At 71.4% G+C, this 14,520-nt stretch carries 12 protein-coding genes; 3 read left to right on the plus strand and 9 right to left on the minus strand.

Annotated features, from left to right (window positions below; translation table 11 throughout):
* The 6 genes from FKR81_RS44635 to FKR81_RS41180 form a co-directional block, all read right to left on the minus strand.
* The coding region (locus FKR81_RS44635) for a hypothetical protein (RefSeq protein ID WP_222598583.1) at positions 1 to 183 on the minus strand (183 nt) is incomplete at its 3' end.
* Between the two features lie 138 nt (positions 184 to 321).
* Positions 322 to 813, minus strand: coding sequence for a regulatory protein RecX (locus FKR81_RS41160; protein ID WP_146360738.1), 492 nt, complete (start codon positions 811 to 813; stop codon positions 322 to 324).
* Entirely contained in the window at positions 813 to 1,856 is a 1,044-nt protein-coding gene (recA, locus tag FKR81_RS41165; protein ID WP_146360740.1) for a recombinase RecA, read from the minus strand. The genes FKR81_RS41160 and recA overlap by 1 nt, the downstream gene beginning before the upstream one ends.
* 157 nt (positions 1,857 to 2,013) lie before the next feature.
* Positions 2,014 to 2,208: a DUF3046 domain-containing protein gene (locus FKR81_RS41170; protein ID WP_146360742.1), complete on the minus strand. Its 195-nt coding sequence runs from the start codon at positions 2,206 to 2,208 to the stop codon at positions 2,014 to 2,016.
* 10 nt (positions 2,209 to 2,218) lie between these two features.
* A complete protein-coding gene (locus FKR81_RS41175) occupies positions 2,219 to 3,469 on the minus strand; it encodes an MFS transporter (RefSeq protein WP_186763483.1) in 1,251 nt (416 codons plus the stop codon).
* A gap of 49 nt (positions 3,470 to 3,518) precedes the next feature.
* Positions 3,519 to 5,369 carry an Hsp70 family protein gene (locus tag FKR81_RS41180; RefSeq protein WP_146360783.1) on the minus strand — a complete coding sequence of 617 codons (1,851 nt, stop codon included), beginning with the start codon at positions 5,367 to 5,369 and terminating at the stop codon, positions 3,519 to 3,521.
* A gap of 210 nt (positions 5,370 to 5,579) precedes the next feature.
* Between FKR81_RS41180 and FKR81_RS41185 the strand changes: the two genes are divergently transcribed.
* On the plus strand, positions 5,580 to 10,124 hold the full coding sequence (locus FKR81_RS41185) for an ATP-dependent helicase (RefSeq protein WP_407936592.1): 4,545 nt from the start codon (positions 5,580 to 5,582) through the stop codon (positions 10,122 to 10,124).
* Positions 10,125 to 10,430: 306 nt separating this feature from the next.
* Here FKR81_RS41185 and FKR81_RS41190 read toward each other — a convergent pair whose 3' ends face one another.
* Positions 10,431 to 11,408, minus strand: a complete 978-nt coding sequence (locus tag FKR81_RS41190; RefSeq protein WP_146360748.1) for a 1-aminocyclopropane-1-carboxylate deaminase — start codon at positions 11,406 to 11,408, stop codon at positions 10,431 to 10,433.
* Between the two features lie 2 nt (positions 11,409 to 11,410).
* Positions 11,411 to 12,034: a GntR family transcriptional regulator gene (locus FKR81_RS41195; RefSeq protein ID WP_146360750.1), complete on the minus strand. Its 624-nt coding sequence runs from the start codon at positions 12,032 to 12,034 to the stop codon at positions 11,411 to 11,413.
* 35 nt (positions 12,035 to 12,069) lie between these two features.
* Here FKR81_RS41195 and def point away from each other — a divergent pair, with 35 nt between their 5' ends.
* Complete coding sequence (gene def, locus FKR81_RS41200; RefSeq protein ID WP_146360752.1) at positions 12,070 to 12,570, plus strand: peptide deformylase; 501 nt, start codon at positions 12,070 to 12,072, stop codon at positions 12,568 to 12,570.
* On the plus strand, positions 12,570 to 13,859 hold the full coding sequence (gene xylB, locus FKR81_RS41205; RefSeq protein WP_146360785.1) for a xylulokinase: 1,290 nt from the start codon (positions 12,570 to 12,572) through the stop codon (positions 13,857 to 13,859). Before def ends, xylB begins: the two co-directional genes overlap by 1 nt.
* 163 nt (positions 13,860 to 14,022) lie before the next feature.
* Here xylB and FKR81_RS41210 read toward each other — a convergent pair whose 3' ends face one another.
* The gene (locus tag FKR81_RS41210; RefSeq protein WP_146360754.1) at positions 14,023 to 14,514 is read right to left on the minus strand and encodes a VOC family protein; all 492 of its coding nucleotides are present in this window, start codon (positions 14,512 to 14,514) and stop codon (positions 14,023 to 14,025) included.
* Positions 14,515 to 14,520 lie beyond the last annotated feature (6 nt).

The following is a 14,520-nucleotide window of genomic DNA, read 5'->3' on the forward strand; positions in this document are numbered from 1 at the left end:
CAGCACGCAGCACGCAGCACGCAGCACGCAGCACGCAGCACGCAGCACGCAGCACGCAGCACGCAGCACGCAGCACGCAGCACGCAGCACGCAGCACGCAGCACGCAGCACGCAGCACGCAGCACGCAGCACGCGGCACGCGGCACGCGGCACGCGGCACGCGGCACGCAGACGATCGAACACAACGTCCGGCCACCACAGCAACCATCGAAAGCCGCCGCGTCAACCCACCAGACCACCGCATTGCCACCGCGTAGCGAGACCGGAAGGCAGCGCTTCTACCTCAACACACTTTCCCCCGACAGCAGCGCCCGCCGCCACTCACCACTCAGCGTCGTCCGAAACCCGCATCTCCTCACGAACGACCCGGAACGCGAGCCCTTCGCTGTACCCCTTGCGGGCCAAGGCACCCACGAGCCGCCGGATCTTGGCGGTCTCGTCCACCCCGCCCATGGTCCGAAGCCGCTTCCGCACGATCTCCCGAGCCCGCTCTTCCTCGGCCTCGGGATCCACGGCGGCAACGGCCTCGGCCACGAGGTCGTCGTCAACACCCTTGCGCCGCAACTCCATCGCGAGCGCGCGCCGACCGAGACCCTGGTGCTCGTGCCGAGACCGGACCCAGATCTCGGCGAACGCAGCGTCGTCGATCAGCCCCGCGCGGGAGAACTTGCCGAGCACCTCGTCGGCGACGGCTTCGGAGATCTCCTTGCGCAGCAAGGCGTTGCGCAGTTCGAGGCGAGTGCGAGGCCGGGCGGTGAGGAGTGAGTAGCAGATGTCCTTCGCCCGGCGTGCCTCGTCCTCGGGACCGGCCACTAGAACTCGACCGGCGCCGGCGCGGTCTCGTCGGCGTCGAGGGTCGCACCGATACCCAGCTTGTCCTTGATGCGCTTCTCGATCTCGTTGGCCACGTCGGGGTTCTCGAGCAGGAACTTGCGGGCGTTCTCCTTGCCCTGCCCCAGCTGGTCGCCCTCGTAGGTGTACCAGGCACCGGACTTGCGCAGGATGCCCTGGTCGACGCCCATGTCGATGAGCGAGCCCTCGCGGCTGATGCCCCTGCCGTAGAGGATGTCGAACTCGGCCTGCTTGAACGGCGGCGCGACCTTGTTCTTCACGACCTTGACCCTGGTGCGGTTGCCGACGGGCTCGCCGCCGTCCTTCAGGGTCTCGATGCGGCGCACGTCCAGACGCACGGAGGCGTAGAACTTCAGCGCCTTACCACCGGTCGTGGTCTCCGGGGAGCCGAACATCACGCCGATCTTCTCGCGCAGCTGGTTGATGAAGATCGCGGTGGTGCCGGAGTTGCTCAGCGCGCCGGTGATCTTGCGCAGCGCCTGGCTCATCAGCCGGGCCTGGAGACCGACGTGGTTGTCGCCCATCTCGCCCTCGATCTCGGCACGCGGCACGAGCGCGGCGACCGAGTCGATGACCAGGATGTCCAGCGCACCGGAGCGGACCAGCATGTCCGCGATCTCCAGTGCCTGCTCACCCGTGTCGGGCTGGGAGACCAGCAGCGCGTCGGTGTCGACGCCCAGCTTCTTCGCGTACTCCGGGTCCAGGGCGTGCTCGGCGTCGATGAACGCCGCGATGCCGCCGTTCTTCTGCGCGTTCGCGACCGCGTGCAGCGCCACGGTCGTCTTACCGGAGGACTCAGGGCCGTAGATCTCGACGACACGACCGCGTGGCAGGCCGCCGATGCCGAGCGCTACGTCGAGTGCGATCGCACCGGTCGGGATGACCTCGATCGGGGCACGGCCTTCTTCGCCGAGCCTCATGACCGAGCCCTTGCCGAACTGCTTGTCGATCTGCGCCAGGGCAAGTTCGAGCGCCTTGTCCCTGTCCGGTGCTGCGGGTGCCATCTGTCCACCTCGTTTGGTCTGTGCCCCAGTAGCCGGGGTCCGTTGCTTCGTCATGTTGGGCCTGACGCTACGGGCAGGGTCTGACAATTTTGACGAGGCTCCGGTTGCGCGCACCACTGTAGCCGAACATCTGTTCGACGGAAGAGCCGACACGCGGTCAGCGCCGGTGCTCGGGAACCTCCAGCGCGTCGCACACCGCGAGCCAGACCTCCTTGGCCGGTATCCCGGCCTCCAGCGCCTGGTCAGCGGTGCGTCCCCCCAGCGAGGACAACACGTGGTCGTGGGCCAGCATCTCGGCCCTGATCTCGCCGAACTCCCCTGCCATGAGTCTCCGGAACACCGTGTTGCGCATCGGGCCCAGACTAGCCAACGGGTCGGCGGAGGGTGACGAAGAGGCAGACCACGAGCAGCGGCAGCGCCGTGAACCCGACGATCAGCCCGAGCGACGCGTAGGACCACGCCGTCACGACGACACCGGACACCGCGCCACCCACCGCGCCACCCGCGTTCATGCACAGGTCCGACAACCCCTGCGCGGCGGGCCGGTCCTCCACCGGGACGGACTCCGTCAGCAACGCGGACCCGGCGACCAGTCCCGCGGACCAGCCGAAGCCGAGCAGCGCCAGTCCCGCGGCGAGCTGCGGCGCCTCGTTCGACGGCGCCATGCCCGCGATCCCGGAGGCGGCCACGACCAGCGAGGCACCGATGGCCAGCACCGGAATCCGCCCCAGCCGGTCAGCCATCCACCCGAAGAGGGGACTCGCCGCGTACATCGCCGCGATGTGCAGGCTGATCACCACGCCGACTACGCGCAACGACGACCCGGCGTGGTTCATGTGCACCGGCGTCATCGACATCAGCCCGACCATCGCGGTGTGGCACAACGTCACCCCGATCAGGGCGAGCCGCGCGGTCGACGTGAGCGAGAACCAGATCCCGACGCCACCGGGCGCGCCGCCGCCACCGCAGTGCGACGGGACGACCGGTTGCGTCTGCCGCACCACGACCAGCGGGTCCGGCCGCAGTCCCAGCCACACGCCCAGCGCGGCCAGCGCCAGCACCACGAACGCCAGCAGGAACGGCCCAGCGCCAACGGGAAGCCCGGCGGAGGCCAACACGCGCCCTGCCGGATCGGCCAGGTTCGGCCCGATCACGGCACCGATCGTCGCCGCCCACACGACCTTCGACAGCTCACGCGCGCGACGGTGCGGATGCGCGAGGTCGGTCGCCGCGTACCGGGCGGCGAGGTTCGCACTCGACGCGCCACCGAAGAGAACGAGCGCGGGCAACAACATCTGCCACGACGAGCTGGCCACCGCGACGGCCGCGCACACCGCGCCCAGTGCACCGACCGCGTAGCCGAGCGTCAGCGCGGGACGGCGTCCGCGTCGCGCGGCCAGCCGTGCCGCGGGAAGTGCGAGCACCGCGGCGCCGACGACCGCGCTCGTCTGGGCGAGCCCGCCCACCGCGTCGGATCCGGACAGCGCGGCCGCGATGAGCGTGCTGACGGCGAGACCGATCGCCATGCCCGCCGCGCCGAGCACCTGCGTCGCGGTGAGCACGCGCAGCACCTTGCGCTGTACGTGCTCCACCTGCGGCGCGGCCGTTTTCATGATCACGATGGTGGCACGCGCGAAGGCCGTATTAATAGGCCCGTCCGGGTCAGGTCCCCGGCTGCACCGTCGTCTCGAAGAACTGGGCGACGTCGTCCGGGGACAGCTCGGTGTCCTCGCCGCTCTTGGTGAGGATGCCGAACATCGGCCGGTCCTTGACCGTGAAGACGAGCACGCCGACGCCGTTGTCCGCGGCCGCCTTGTACTGGCCCTCCAGCCCGTTGCCGGACCAGTCCGCCTCGACCCGGTCGGTGTTGAACGTCTTCACCACGGCGTCGGCGTTGCTGCTCGCGCCGGTCACCGTCTCGGTGAGGATGTACTGGACCGCGTAGCCGTCCTTGACCTCGCAGTTGACGACCGTGCCCTTGATCTCGTCCATGCCGCTGACCTGCGCGGACTGCGCGGACTCGCAGGATCCGCCGTCCGGGACGGCACCGGCGAGCTGGCGCAGGCAGCTGGTGAAGCCCTTGGCGTCCTGCGTGACGTCTTCCTTGCACTCGTCCGCGGACGGCAGGTTCGACCGGTTCAGCGCCATCACGCCGCCGACGATCGCGATGACGAGCACGAGCGCCGCGCCGATCCCGATCAGCACCTTCTTGTTGGCACCACTCGGTTTCGGCGGCTGCGGCCCGACCGCGGCCGGGAAGTGGAACTGCTGCGGCCCGGTCACCGGGTAGCTGCCGCTCACCGAGTACGCGCCGGACACGGCCGGGTGCTGACCGCTGACGTTCGGGTTCTGCTGCGGGACCTGGTACGGCCCCGACACGTTCGGGTTAACCGGCTTCGTCACGACGGTCGCCGGTTCGACGTGCTTCTTCGGCGCGTCCTCCGTGCGCAGGCTGATGGAGTCCTTCGGGACCACGTGCGCGCCGAGCGCCACCGCCGTCTCCGGCTGGTCGAGCGTCGTCGGCACGACACCCACCTGCGCCGCGATCATCTGCGCCACCAGCGGGATCCGGCTGGACCCGCCGACGAGGTAGACGCCAGCGAGCTGGTCGGGGGTCATGCCGGTCGCACGGATCGTCGCCGCCAGCAGGTCGGTGCTGCGCGACAGGTCCGCCCTGATCAACGCCTCGAGGTCGCTGCGGGTGACCAGCACGTCCTCGAACGGCTCTGGCATCGGCACCTCGGTCTGCGGGTGCCGGGACAGCGTCTCCTTCGCCGCGCGCACGTCCTCCTGCAACGCGCGCCGCGCGCGCCGGTCCGCGGTGGACTCGGGGCGCAGCATCCGCTGCCACACGGACGGGTTCTTGTGGGCGATGAGCCTGCCGATGTGCTCCAACAGCGACTGGTCGACGTCCACGCCGCCGAGGTCGGGCAGCCCGTCGTCGGCGAGCACGGTGTAGCCGTTCTGGGTGGCGCCGACGATCGCGACGTCGAACGTGCCCGCGCCCAGGTCGTACACGGCGAGCGCCTGCCCGACGGCCAGCTGGGCGTAGTGCGACGCGGCGGCCACGGGTTCCGGCACGAGCACCAGATCGGGTGACATCCCAGCGAGCCGCGCGGCGGAGAGGAGGACGTTGCGGCGGGTCGGGCCCCACTGCGCGGGATGCGTCAGCCGGACCTCTTCCAGCTCCTCGCCGCCCAGCTGCCGCTTCGTCTCCTCCAGCACGCGCGCGAGCACGGCGGCCAGTGCCTCGGCGACCGGGACCACCTTGTCGCCCAGCAGCAACGTGCCGTCGTCGATGCGGCGCTTGGGGTTCGGCTCGAAGCGGGCGGGGTCGAGCCGCGCTCGGCGCTCGGCGTCGCGACCGACGACGAGCGTGCCGTCCTCCTCGCAGAAGACCGCCGACGGCATGGTCGCCGCGCCGTCCACCTCCAGCACTCTCGGCGGCCGTCCGTGTGCGGACAGCACCGCGACGGTGTTGGAAGTGCCCAGGTCAACGGACAGGACGGTCACCGGTCTCCCCTCGAAGATGTTCGGGGTGGATGCTGCCACATAGGAAGAATCCGCGAGGTCGCGTCGGTCATCCGGGCTCCCTTTTCGACGCCGGAGCCTGCGGAGGCGGCGAAAACGGAGCCCGGATGACCGACTTCCCGGCGACCTCGCCGCCGTCTCCGGAGGAGCGGCCATCAGAAACTGTCAGACCCTTGGTTCAAGATGGACGGCATGGACGTGTTGGAGGCTTTCTCACCGGCGACCCGGCAGTGGTTCACCGGGGCTTTCGCCGCGCCCACCCAAGCACAGACCGGCGCGTGGGCAGCGGCCGCCGCCGGTGAGCACGCGCTGGTCATCGCACCGACCGGCTCGGGCAAGACGCTGGCCGCCTTCCTCTGGGCGCTCGACCGGCTGGCGTCGTCACCCAAACCGGCGGAACCGAAACATCGCTGCCGGGTGCTCTACATATCTCCTTTGAAGGCGCTGGCGGTCGACGTCGAACGCAACCTCCGCGCACCGCTCGCGGGTATTCGTCAGGCCTCGCACCGCCTGAACCTGCCCGAGCCCGCCATCACGGTCGGCATGCGCACCGGTGACACGCCGGCCGACGAGCGCCGCAGCTTCCAGCGCACCCCGCCGGACGTGCTGGTCACCACCCCGGAGTCGCTGTTCCTGCTGCTCACGTCATCCGCACGCGAGTCGCTGCGCGGCGTGGAGACGGTGATCCTCGACGAGGTGCACGCGGTGGCGGGCACGAAACGCGGCGCGCACCTGGCGTTGTCGCTGGAACGGCTGGACGCGCTGCTGGAGAAACCGGCTCAGCGCATCGGTCTGTCGGCGACCGTGCGTCCGGTCGAGGAGATCAGCGCGTTCCTCGCGGGTGGCCGCCCGACGACCGTGGTGCAGCCGAAGACCCCCAAGACCATCCAGGTCGAGGTGGAGGTGCCGGTCGAGGACATGTCCCAGCTCGGCCAGCCCACCGGTGAGGTGTCCGGTTCTGCGGCGGGTGCGGAGCAGCGGACGTCGATCTGGCCGTCGGTCGAGCAGCGCATCCTGGAACTGGTGCGCCAGCACCGTTCCACGATCGTGTTCTCCAACTCGCGGCGCCTCGCGGAACGCCTCACCGCGCGCCTCAACGAGCTGGCCGAGGAAGCGAAGGAGCTCGAGACCTTCCCGGCGGAGGCCATCGGCCAGTCGGGTTTCACCACGCAGGTCGCCGCGACCGTCGCCCGCGCACACCACGGGTCGATGTCGCGCGAGCAGCGCACCCAGGTCGAGGAGGACCTGAAGTCCGGCAGGCTGCCGTGCGTCGTGGCGACGTCGTCGCTGGAGCTGGGCATCGACATGGGCGCGGTCGACCTGGTCGTGCAGGTCGAGGCACCACCGTCGGTCGCGTCGGGCCTGCAACGCGTCGGCCGCGCGGGCCACCAGGTCGGCGCGATCTCCAAGGGCGTGATGTTCCCGAAGTTCCGCGGCGACCTCGTGTCGTGCGCGGTGGTTGCGGAACGCATGCGGGACGGCGCGATCGAGGCCATCCGCTACCCGCGCAACCCGCTGGACGTGCTGGCGCAGCACGTCGTGGCGATGGTCGCGATGGAACCGTGGGCCGTCGACGACCTCGCCGGGCTCGTCCGCAGGGCGGCACCGTTCGCGGCGCTGCCCGAGTCGGCGCTGATCGCGGTGCTGGACATGCTCTCCGGCCGCTACCCCAGCGAGGAGTTCGCCGAGCTGCGGCCGCGCATCACGTGGGACCGGGTGAACAGCGAGCTGCGCGGGCGGCCCGGCTCGCAGCGGCTGGCGGTGACGTCCGGCGGCACGATCCCCGACCGCGGTCTGTTCGCGGTGATGACACCGGCGTCGGAGAACGGGCCGGGCTCGCGGGTGGGTGAGCTGGACGAGGAGATGGTCTACGAGTCGCGGGTGGGCGACACGTTCCTGCTCGGCACGTCGTCGTGGCGCGTCGAGGACATCACCCACGACCGGGTGATCGTGGTGCCCGCTCCTGGCCAGCCCGCGCGGATGCCGTTCTGGAAGGGCGACGCGCCGGGCCGCCCGCTGGAACTCGGCCGCGCGATGGGGAAGTTCCTCCGCGAAGTGTCCACAATGGAGGACGGCGCGGCGCGGAAGCGTTCGGCCGAAGCAGGTCTGGACGCGTGGGCCACGGACAACCTCCTCTCCTACCTTGGCGAGCAGCGCGAGGCGACGCGGCACGTCCCGAACGACCGGACCGTGCTGGTGGAACGGTTCCGCGACGAGCTCGGCGACTGGCGGCTCGTCGTGCACTCGCCGTTCGGCGCGCAGGTCAACGCGCCGTGGGCACTGGCGATCACGGCCGGGCTGCGCGAACGGCGCGGCATCGAAGTGCAGTGCGCGCACTCCGACGACGGCATCGTGGTGCGCCTGCCGGACGCGGTCGACATGGACGGCGCCGAGGTCACCGCGGGCGTCGAGGACGTGGTGCTGGACCCCGAGGAGGTCGAGCAGGTCGTCGTGGCGGAGGTCGGCGGCTCGGCGCTGTTCGCGGCCAGGTTCCGCGAGTGCGCGGCGCGCTCGTTGTTGTTGCCACGCAGGGATCCGCGCAGGCGCACTCCGCTGTGGCAGCAACGCCAGCGGTCCGCGCAGCTGCTGTCCGTCGCGGCGAAGTACGAGAGCTTCCCGGTCGTGCTGGAGGCGATGCGCGAGTGCCTGCAGGACGTCTACGACGTGCCCGGCCTGCGGGAGCTGATGAGCGACGTGCGGGCCCGCCGGGTGCGCGTGGTCGAGGTGGAGACGCAGACGCCGTCGCCGTTCGCGCGCAGCCTGCTGTTCGGCTACGTCGGGATGTTCCTGTACGAGGCCGACGCGCCGCTCGCGGAACGCCGGGCCGCCGCGCTGTCGCTGGACTCGACGCTGCTCGCCGAGCTGCTGGGGTCCGAGGCGATCCGCGAGCTGCTCGCCCCGGAGGTGGTCGCCGAGGTCGAGCGGACGCTGCAACGCCTGCTGCCGGACCGGCGGGCCAGGCACGCCGAGGACGCGGCGGACCTGTTGCGGTTCCTGGGAGATCTCTCCGACGCCGAGGCGCTGGAACGCGGCGTCGAACGGGCGTGGCTCGACGATCTGGTGGCGCAGCGGCGAGCGATCAGGGTGCGCATAGCCGGTGAGGAACGGACCATCGCGATCGAGGACGCGGGCCGCGTGCGCGATGCGCTGGGCGTGGCGCTGCCGGTCGGCGTGCCGGAGGTGTTCACCGAGCCCGTGCCGGACCCGCTGGGCGACCTGCTGAGCAGGTACGCGCGCACGCACGGCCCGTTCCCCGCGGCCGAGCCGTCGGCGCGGTTCGGGCTCGGCGTCGCGGTCGTCACCGGTGTGCTGGAACGGATGGCGGGCACCGGCAGGCTGGTGCGCGGCGAACTGCGGCCGGGTGGCACGCACACCGAGTACTGCGACGCCGAGGTGCTGCGCCGGTTGCGGCGCGCGTCGCTGGCGCGGCTGCGGTCCGAGGTGGAGCCGGTCGAGAAGTCCGCGCTGGGCCGGTTCCTGCCGAGCTGGCACGGCATCGGCCGCCGGCTGCGCACGGCACCGACGGTCGACGACGTGTTCGCGGTCGTCGAACAACTCGCCGGTGCGCCGCTGCCGGCGAGCGCGCTGGAGTCGCTGGTGCTGCCCGCCCGGCTGCCCGGCTACTACCCGGCGCTGCTGGACGAGCTGACCGCGTCCGGCGAGGTGACGTGGACGGGCTGCGGCTCGCTGGCCGGCGGTGACGGCTGGGTGGCACTGGCCCCGACGGACGTCGCGGACCTGCTGCTGCCGGACCTGGTGCCCGAGGCGATCCCCGAGTCGCCGCTGCACACCGTGCTGCTCGAGGCACTCGGCGGTGGCGCGTTGTTCTTCCGGCAGATCGTCGACCGGGTGTCGTTGCAGGGCCCGACGACCGACGCGGACGTCGTCGGCGCGCTGTGGGATCTGGTGTGGGCGGGCCAGGTCACCAACGACACGCTGTCACCGTTGCGCGCGCTCGTCTCCGGTGGCGGCGCCGCGCACAAACCGCGCCGTTCGGCACCACGTGGCCGGTACGCCCGGCTGCGCGCCGGCAGACCGGACATGCCGTCGCGGACGGGCCCGCCGACGGTCGCGGGCCGGTGGTCGCTCGCGATCACCCCCGGCACCGACCCGACCAGGCGTGCACACGCCCGCGCCGAGGCGTTCCTCGAACGGCACGGCGTGCTCACCAGGGGCGCACTCGACACCGAACGCGTAACCGGTGGCTTCAGCGGCGTGTACCGGGTGCTGCGCGCGATGGAGGAGTCCGGCCAGGTCGTGCGCGGCTACGTCGTGGAAGGCCTGGGCGCGGCCCAGTTCGCCGCGCGCGGAGCCGTCGACCGCCTCCGCGCGCTGTCCCGGCCACCCGGCCAGGAACACCAGGGCGATCCGGACGCCGTGGTGCTCGCGGCAGCCGATCCGGCCCAGCCGTACGGCGCAGCACTGCCGTGGCCGGCCGCGATCAGCGAGTCGAAGCACCGCCCGGCACGCAAGGCGGGCGCGCTGACCGTCCTGGTCGACGGCGAGGCGACGCTCTACGTCGAGCGGGGCGGCAAGTCACTGCTGTCGTTCACCGAGGACGAACCCACCCTGCGCGCGGCGGCCCACGCACTGAGCCGCGCCGTGCGCGACGGCTGGCTCGGCCAGCTCGCCGTCCAACGCGCGGACGGCGAACACGCCCTCAACTCCCACCTGTCCGCCGTCCTGCAGGAAGCCGGATTCCGCGCCACCCCAAAGGGCCTGCGCCTCCGCGCGTAACCCAGACAGGGCGGGCCCGCTTACCGAGGACGAGCCCAACCGCCCACGCACTGAGCCGCACCGTGCGCGACGGCCAACTCGCCGTCCAACGCGCAGACTGCAAACACGCCCTCAGCTCCCACCTGTCAACCGTCCTGCAGGAAGCCAGATTCCGCGCCTCCCCAAAGGGCCTGCGCCTCCGCGCGTGACCACGCACCCTTCGCGCACGAAGTCGAGGAGCTCCAGCACCACGCGTCGAGAATTCCCTCGCCCAAGGCGCGGCGGCGCATCCGGGTCTTCTCATAGGCGTGCGCGGTCATCAAGGCTCTACCGGAACAGGCCGGCGTAAGCGTCGAGCGCGGGCTGTCCGCCGAGGTGCGCGTACAGCACGTTCTCGTCGCGCCCGATCTCACCACTCGACACGAGCTCGATGAGGCCCGCCAACGACTTCCCCTCGTACACCGGGTCGGTGATCATGCCTTCCAGCCGGGCACCGAGACGCATTGCGTCCACTGTGGACTCATCCGGCTTGCCGTACACACCCGCGTGGAACCGTTCGTCCAGCACGACGTCGGCGTCCTGGATCTCGGTGCCGACGAGCTCGGCCGTGGCGTGCGCGATGCGGGTGATCTGCGCGCGGGTCTCGGCGGGCTTGGCGGAGGCGTCGATGCCGATCACCTTCCGGTCGCCCGCGAAGCCCGCGACCATGCCGGCCTGGGTGCTGCCGGTCACCGAGCACACGACGACGGTGCCGAAGCGCACGCCGAGTTCGGCCTCCTGCGCCCGCACCTCATTCGCCCACGACGCGAAGCCGAGGCCGCCGAGCGGGTGGTCGGACGCGCCCGCCGGGATGGCGTAGGGCTTGCCGCCCGTGCGGCGGACGTCTTCGATCGCCTGTTCCCATGCGGGTTTGAGGCCGATGCCGAAGCCCGCCTGGACGAGCCGGACGTCGGCGCCCATGAGCCTGCTCAGCAGGATGTTGCCGACGCGGTCGTAGACGACGTCCGGCCAGTCGACCCAGCTCTCCTGCACCAGCACCGCTTTCAGTCCGGCGCGCGCGGCGGCCGCGGCGACCTGGCGGGTGTGGTTGGACTGGACGCCACCGATGGAGACGAGCGTGTCGCAGCCCTGCGCCAGCGCGTCCGCGACCAGGTACTCGAGCTTGCGGGTCTTGTTGCCGCCGTACGCGAGACCGGAGTTGCAGTCCTCGCGCTTGGCCCAGATCCGCGCGCCGCCGAGGTGCGCGGTGAGCCGGTCGAGCGGGTGCACGGGGGAGGGACCGAAGAGCAGCGGGAAGCGTTCCATGATCAGATCTCGTCTCTCAGCGTCGCCCAGTTGCGGTCGACGAGATCGGCGGCGAGTGCGTTGTCGCCCGCCTTGAACGCGTCGACGATCTCCCGGTGCATCTCGATCGAGTGGTGACCGATCGCGGAGGCGAACCGGAGGTGTTCGAGCCTGCGCACCAGCGGCATGTAGCGCTCGATGGTGGCGGCGAGTGCGAAGTTCCCGCTGCGCCGGACGGCGACGGCGTGGAACTCGTCGTCGGCGGCGAGCGCGGCCGGGATGTCGTTGCGCTCGAGCGCCAGCTGGAACTTGCCGTTCGCGTGCCGCATCTCGCTCAGGTCGTCGCGCGTCATCACCGCGTGGCGGGCGGCGAGCGCGTGCATCGCCTGGACGACGGCGTGCGCGTCGCGCACGGACGTGCCGTCCAGTGGCGTGACCCGCGTGTAGCTGCCCGGCTTGGACTCGACGAGCCCCTCGTCGGCGAGCCGCGCCAGCGCCTCCCGGACGGGGGTGCGCGACAGCCCGAGGCGGGCGGCGAGGTCGACGTCCTTGATCGCCGTGCCCGGCTCGAGCACGCCGCGGACGATCGCGTCGCGGATCGCGGTGACGGCCTGGTCCTTCAGCAGCGTTCGACCAATATATTGCATGCTGCATACAGTAGGCTGAGTACTACGCTGACGCCATGGCTTTGAGAGACATCCGCTATCTGGGCGACCCGGTGCTCAGCAGCCCCGCCGACGCCGTCGTCCGGTTCGACCGCAATCTCGAGGCCTTGGTGAAGGACCTGCTCGACACCGTCAAGCCGGACGGGCGCGCGGGACTCGCCGCGCCGCAGATCGGGGTCGGGATGCGGGTGTTCAGCTACGACGTCGGCGACCAGTTCGGCTACGTCATCAACCCGGAGGTCGTCGAGCTGTCCGAGGAGGTCCAGGACGGCGACGAGGGCTGCCTGTCCGTTCCCGGCCTCCGCTACCCGACGCGACGCGCGAACGAGGCCGTCGTGCGGGGCGTCGACCTGCGCAACGAGCCGGTGACCGTGCGCGGCACCGGCCTGATGGCGCGCTGCCTGCAGCACGAGACCGACCACCTCGACGGGAAGCTGTACCTGTCGCGACTGGAGCCGGAGAAGCGCAGGAGCGCGCTCAAGGCGGCGCGCGAGTCCGAGTGGTTCTGGGCCAGCTGATGCACGTCGCCGGAATCGACTCGTCGACCCAGTCCACGAAGGTGGTCGTCTGCGACGCGACGACGGGCGCGATCGTCCGCGAGGGCCGCGCCCCGCACCCGGACGGCACCGAGGTCGCCCCCGCGAAGTGGCGCGACGCCCTGCACGAGGCGACCCGCAACGGCCTGCTCGACGACGTCGACAGCATCGGCATCGCCGGCCAGCAGCACGGTCTCGTCGCTCTCGACGCGCACGGCATCCCGGTGCGCGACGCGCTGCTGTGGAACGACACCCGGTCCGCCCAGGCGGCGGCCGACCTGGTCGACGAGCTGGGCGCCGCGACGTGGGCGCGCCGCACGGGTTCGGTGCCGCTGGCGAGCTTCACCGTCGCCAAGCTCAGATGGGTGGCGCGGCACGAGCCCGAACTGGCGCAGCGCATCCGCACCGTGCTGCTGCCGCACGACTGGCTGGGCTACCAGCTGACGAACCGCATGGCGACCGACCGCGGCGACGCCTCCGGCACCGGCTACTGGTCGCCGCAGCACGACCGCTGGGACTCCGACCTGCTGGCGCACGCGTTCGGTCGCGCCATCCAGCTGCCGACGCTGCTCGGCCCGCAGGAACCGCTGGGCCGCACCGCCGACGACGTCCTCGTCTCGGCGGGCACCGGCGACAACATGGCCGCCGCACTGGGTCTCGGCATCGGCGTCGGAGACGTCGTCGTGTCGATCGGCACCAGCGGCACGGTGTTCGGCGCGACCGACAAGCCGACGGCCGACCCGACCGGCGCGGTCGCGGGGTTCGCGGACGCCACCGGCCGCTTCCTCCCCCTGGTGTGCACGCTCAACGCGGCACGGGTGCTGACCGCGACCGCCGCGATGCTCGCCGTCGACCTGTCCGAACTGGACAGACTCGCCCTGTCCGCGCCGCCCGGCGCCGAAGGCCTCGCGCTGCTCCCCTACCTCGACGGCGAGCGCACCCCGAACCTGCCGGACGCGACCGGCACCCTGTCCGGCATGACCCGCGGGAACATGACCCCGGCCAACGTGGCGCGCGCCGCGGTCGAGGGCATGCTGCGCGGCCTCGACGCAGGGCTGGACGCGTTGCGCGACAACGGTGTCCCGATCTCCCGCGTGCTGCTGATCGGCGGCGGCGCCCGCTCACTCGCGGTGCGCGAGATCGCCCCGATGATCTTCGGCGTGCCGGTGACCGTGCCGCCGCCGGCCGAGTACGTCGCGCTGGGAGCGGCTCGTCAGGCGGCTTGGGCGCTCACGGGCGAGCTGCCCACCTGGCACGCCCGAGCCGAGTAGCCGCACAACCAGCAACAAGCCATCCGGCAACCGAGCTATCCGACTACCAAGCCGTTCGCGAGGCAGGCCCGGCAGCCGTGCTGACGCAGGCGTCCCCGCCAGGGGGTCCCCCTGCTTTCATTCTCCCAGGCGACACCGACAATTCCGGGCCCTTGAGCGGAGTTCAGGCCCAAGTGACGCGAACGCGTTCGGTGAGCGGCGGCGGGTCGTCGGTGTGCAGGAACTCCAGCCAGGGCCCCGGACCCACCCGCAGCGAGGCGAACCCGTCACCGGTGCGCGCCACGGGATGCCCGGTGGCACGAGCAGCCGCCACCGGGTCGGGCACGTCGATGACGACCGCGGCGACCGAACCGGTGTCCATGTACTCGGGCCGCGGCTCGAGCACGCAGAACTCGTTGCCCTCCGGGTCGCACAGCACGACCCACGGCACGTCGCCCTGCCCGATGTCGATGCGCTGAGCCCCGAGCTTCTCGGCGAGCTCGACGATCGCGACCTGGTCCTGCGCCGACGTGCTGGCGAGATCCAGGTGGATCGGGTTCTTCTCGATCTTCGGGGCGTCGTTCAGCACGAACGTCAACTCGACGCCGTCCCCCACGAGCTCGGACCAGAACCCCGCCAGCGCCTGCGGGTTCGCCGCGTCGAAGGTGATTTCCACAGCTGC

Source organism: Lentzea tibetensis, from assembly GCF_007845675.1.
GTDB lineage: Bacteria > Actinomycetota > Actinomycetes > Mycobacteriales > Pseudonocardiaceae > Lentzea > Lentzea tibetensis.

Excerpts from the sequence above, each read along its gene's own strand:
- FKR81_RS41170 (WP_146360742.1), bottom strand. The coding sequence starts at position 2,208 with ATGCGCAACACGGTGTTCCGGAGACTCATGGCAGGGGAGTTCGGCGAG.
- FKR81_RS41195 (WP_146360750.1), bottom strand. The coding sequence starts at position 12,034 with ATGCAATATATTGGTCGAACGCTGCTGAAGGACCAGGCCGTCACCGCG.
- FKR81_RS41185 (WP_407936592.1), top strand. The coding sequence starts at position 5,580 with ATGGACGTGTTGGAGGCTTTCTCACCGGCGACCCGGCAGTGGTTCACC.
- recA (WP_146360740.1), bottom strand. The coding sequence starts at position 1,856 with ATGGCACCCGCAGCACCGGACAGGGACAAGGCGCTCGAACTTGCCCTG.
- FKR81_RS41175 (WP_186763483.1), bottom strand. The coding sequence starts at position 3,469 with ATGAAAACGGCCGCGCCGCAGGTGGAGCACGTACAGCGCAAGGTGCTG.
- FKR81_RS41190 (WP_146360748.1), bottom strand. The coding sequence starts at position 11,408 with ATGGAACGCTTCCCGCTGCTCTTCGGTCCCTCCCCCGTGCACCCGCTC.
- def (WP_146360752.1), top strand. The coding sequence starts at position 12,070 with ATGGCTTTGAGAGACATCCGCTATCTGGGCGACCCGGTGCTCAGCAGC.
- xylB (WP_146360785.1), top strand. The coding sequence starts at position 12,570 with ATGCACGTCGCCGGAATCGACTCGTCGACCCAGTCCACGAAGGTGGTC.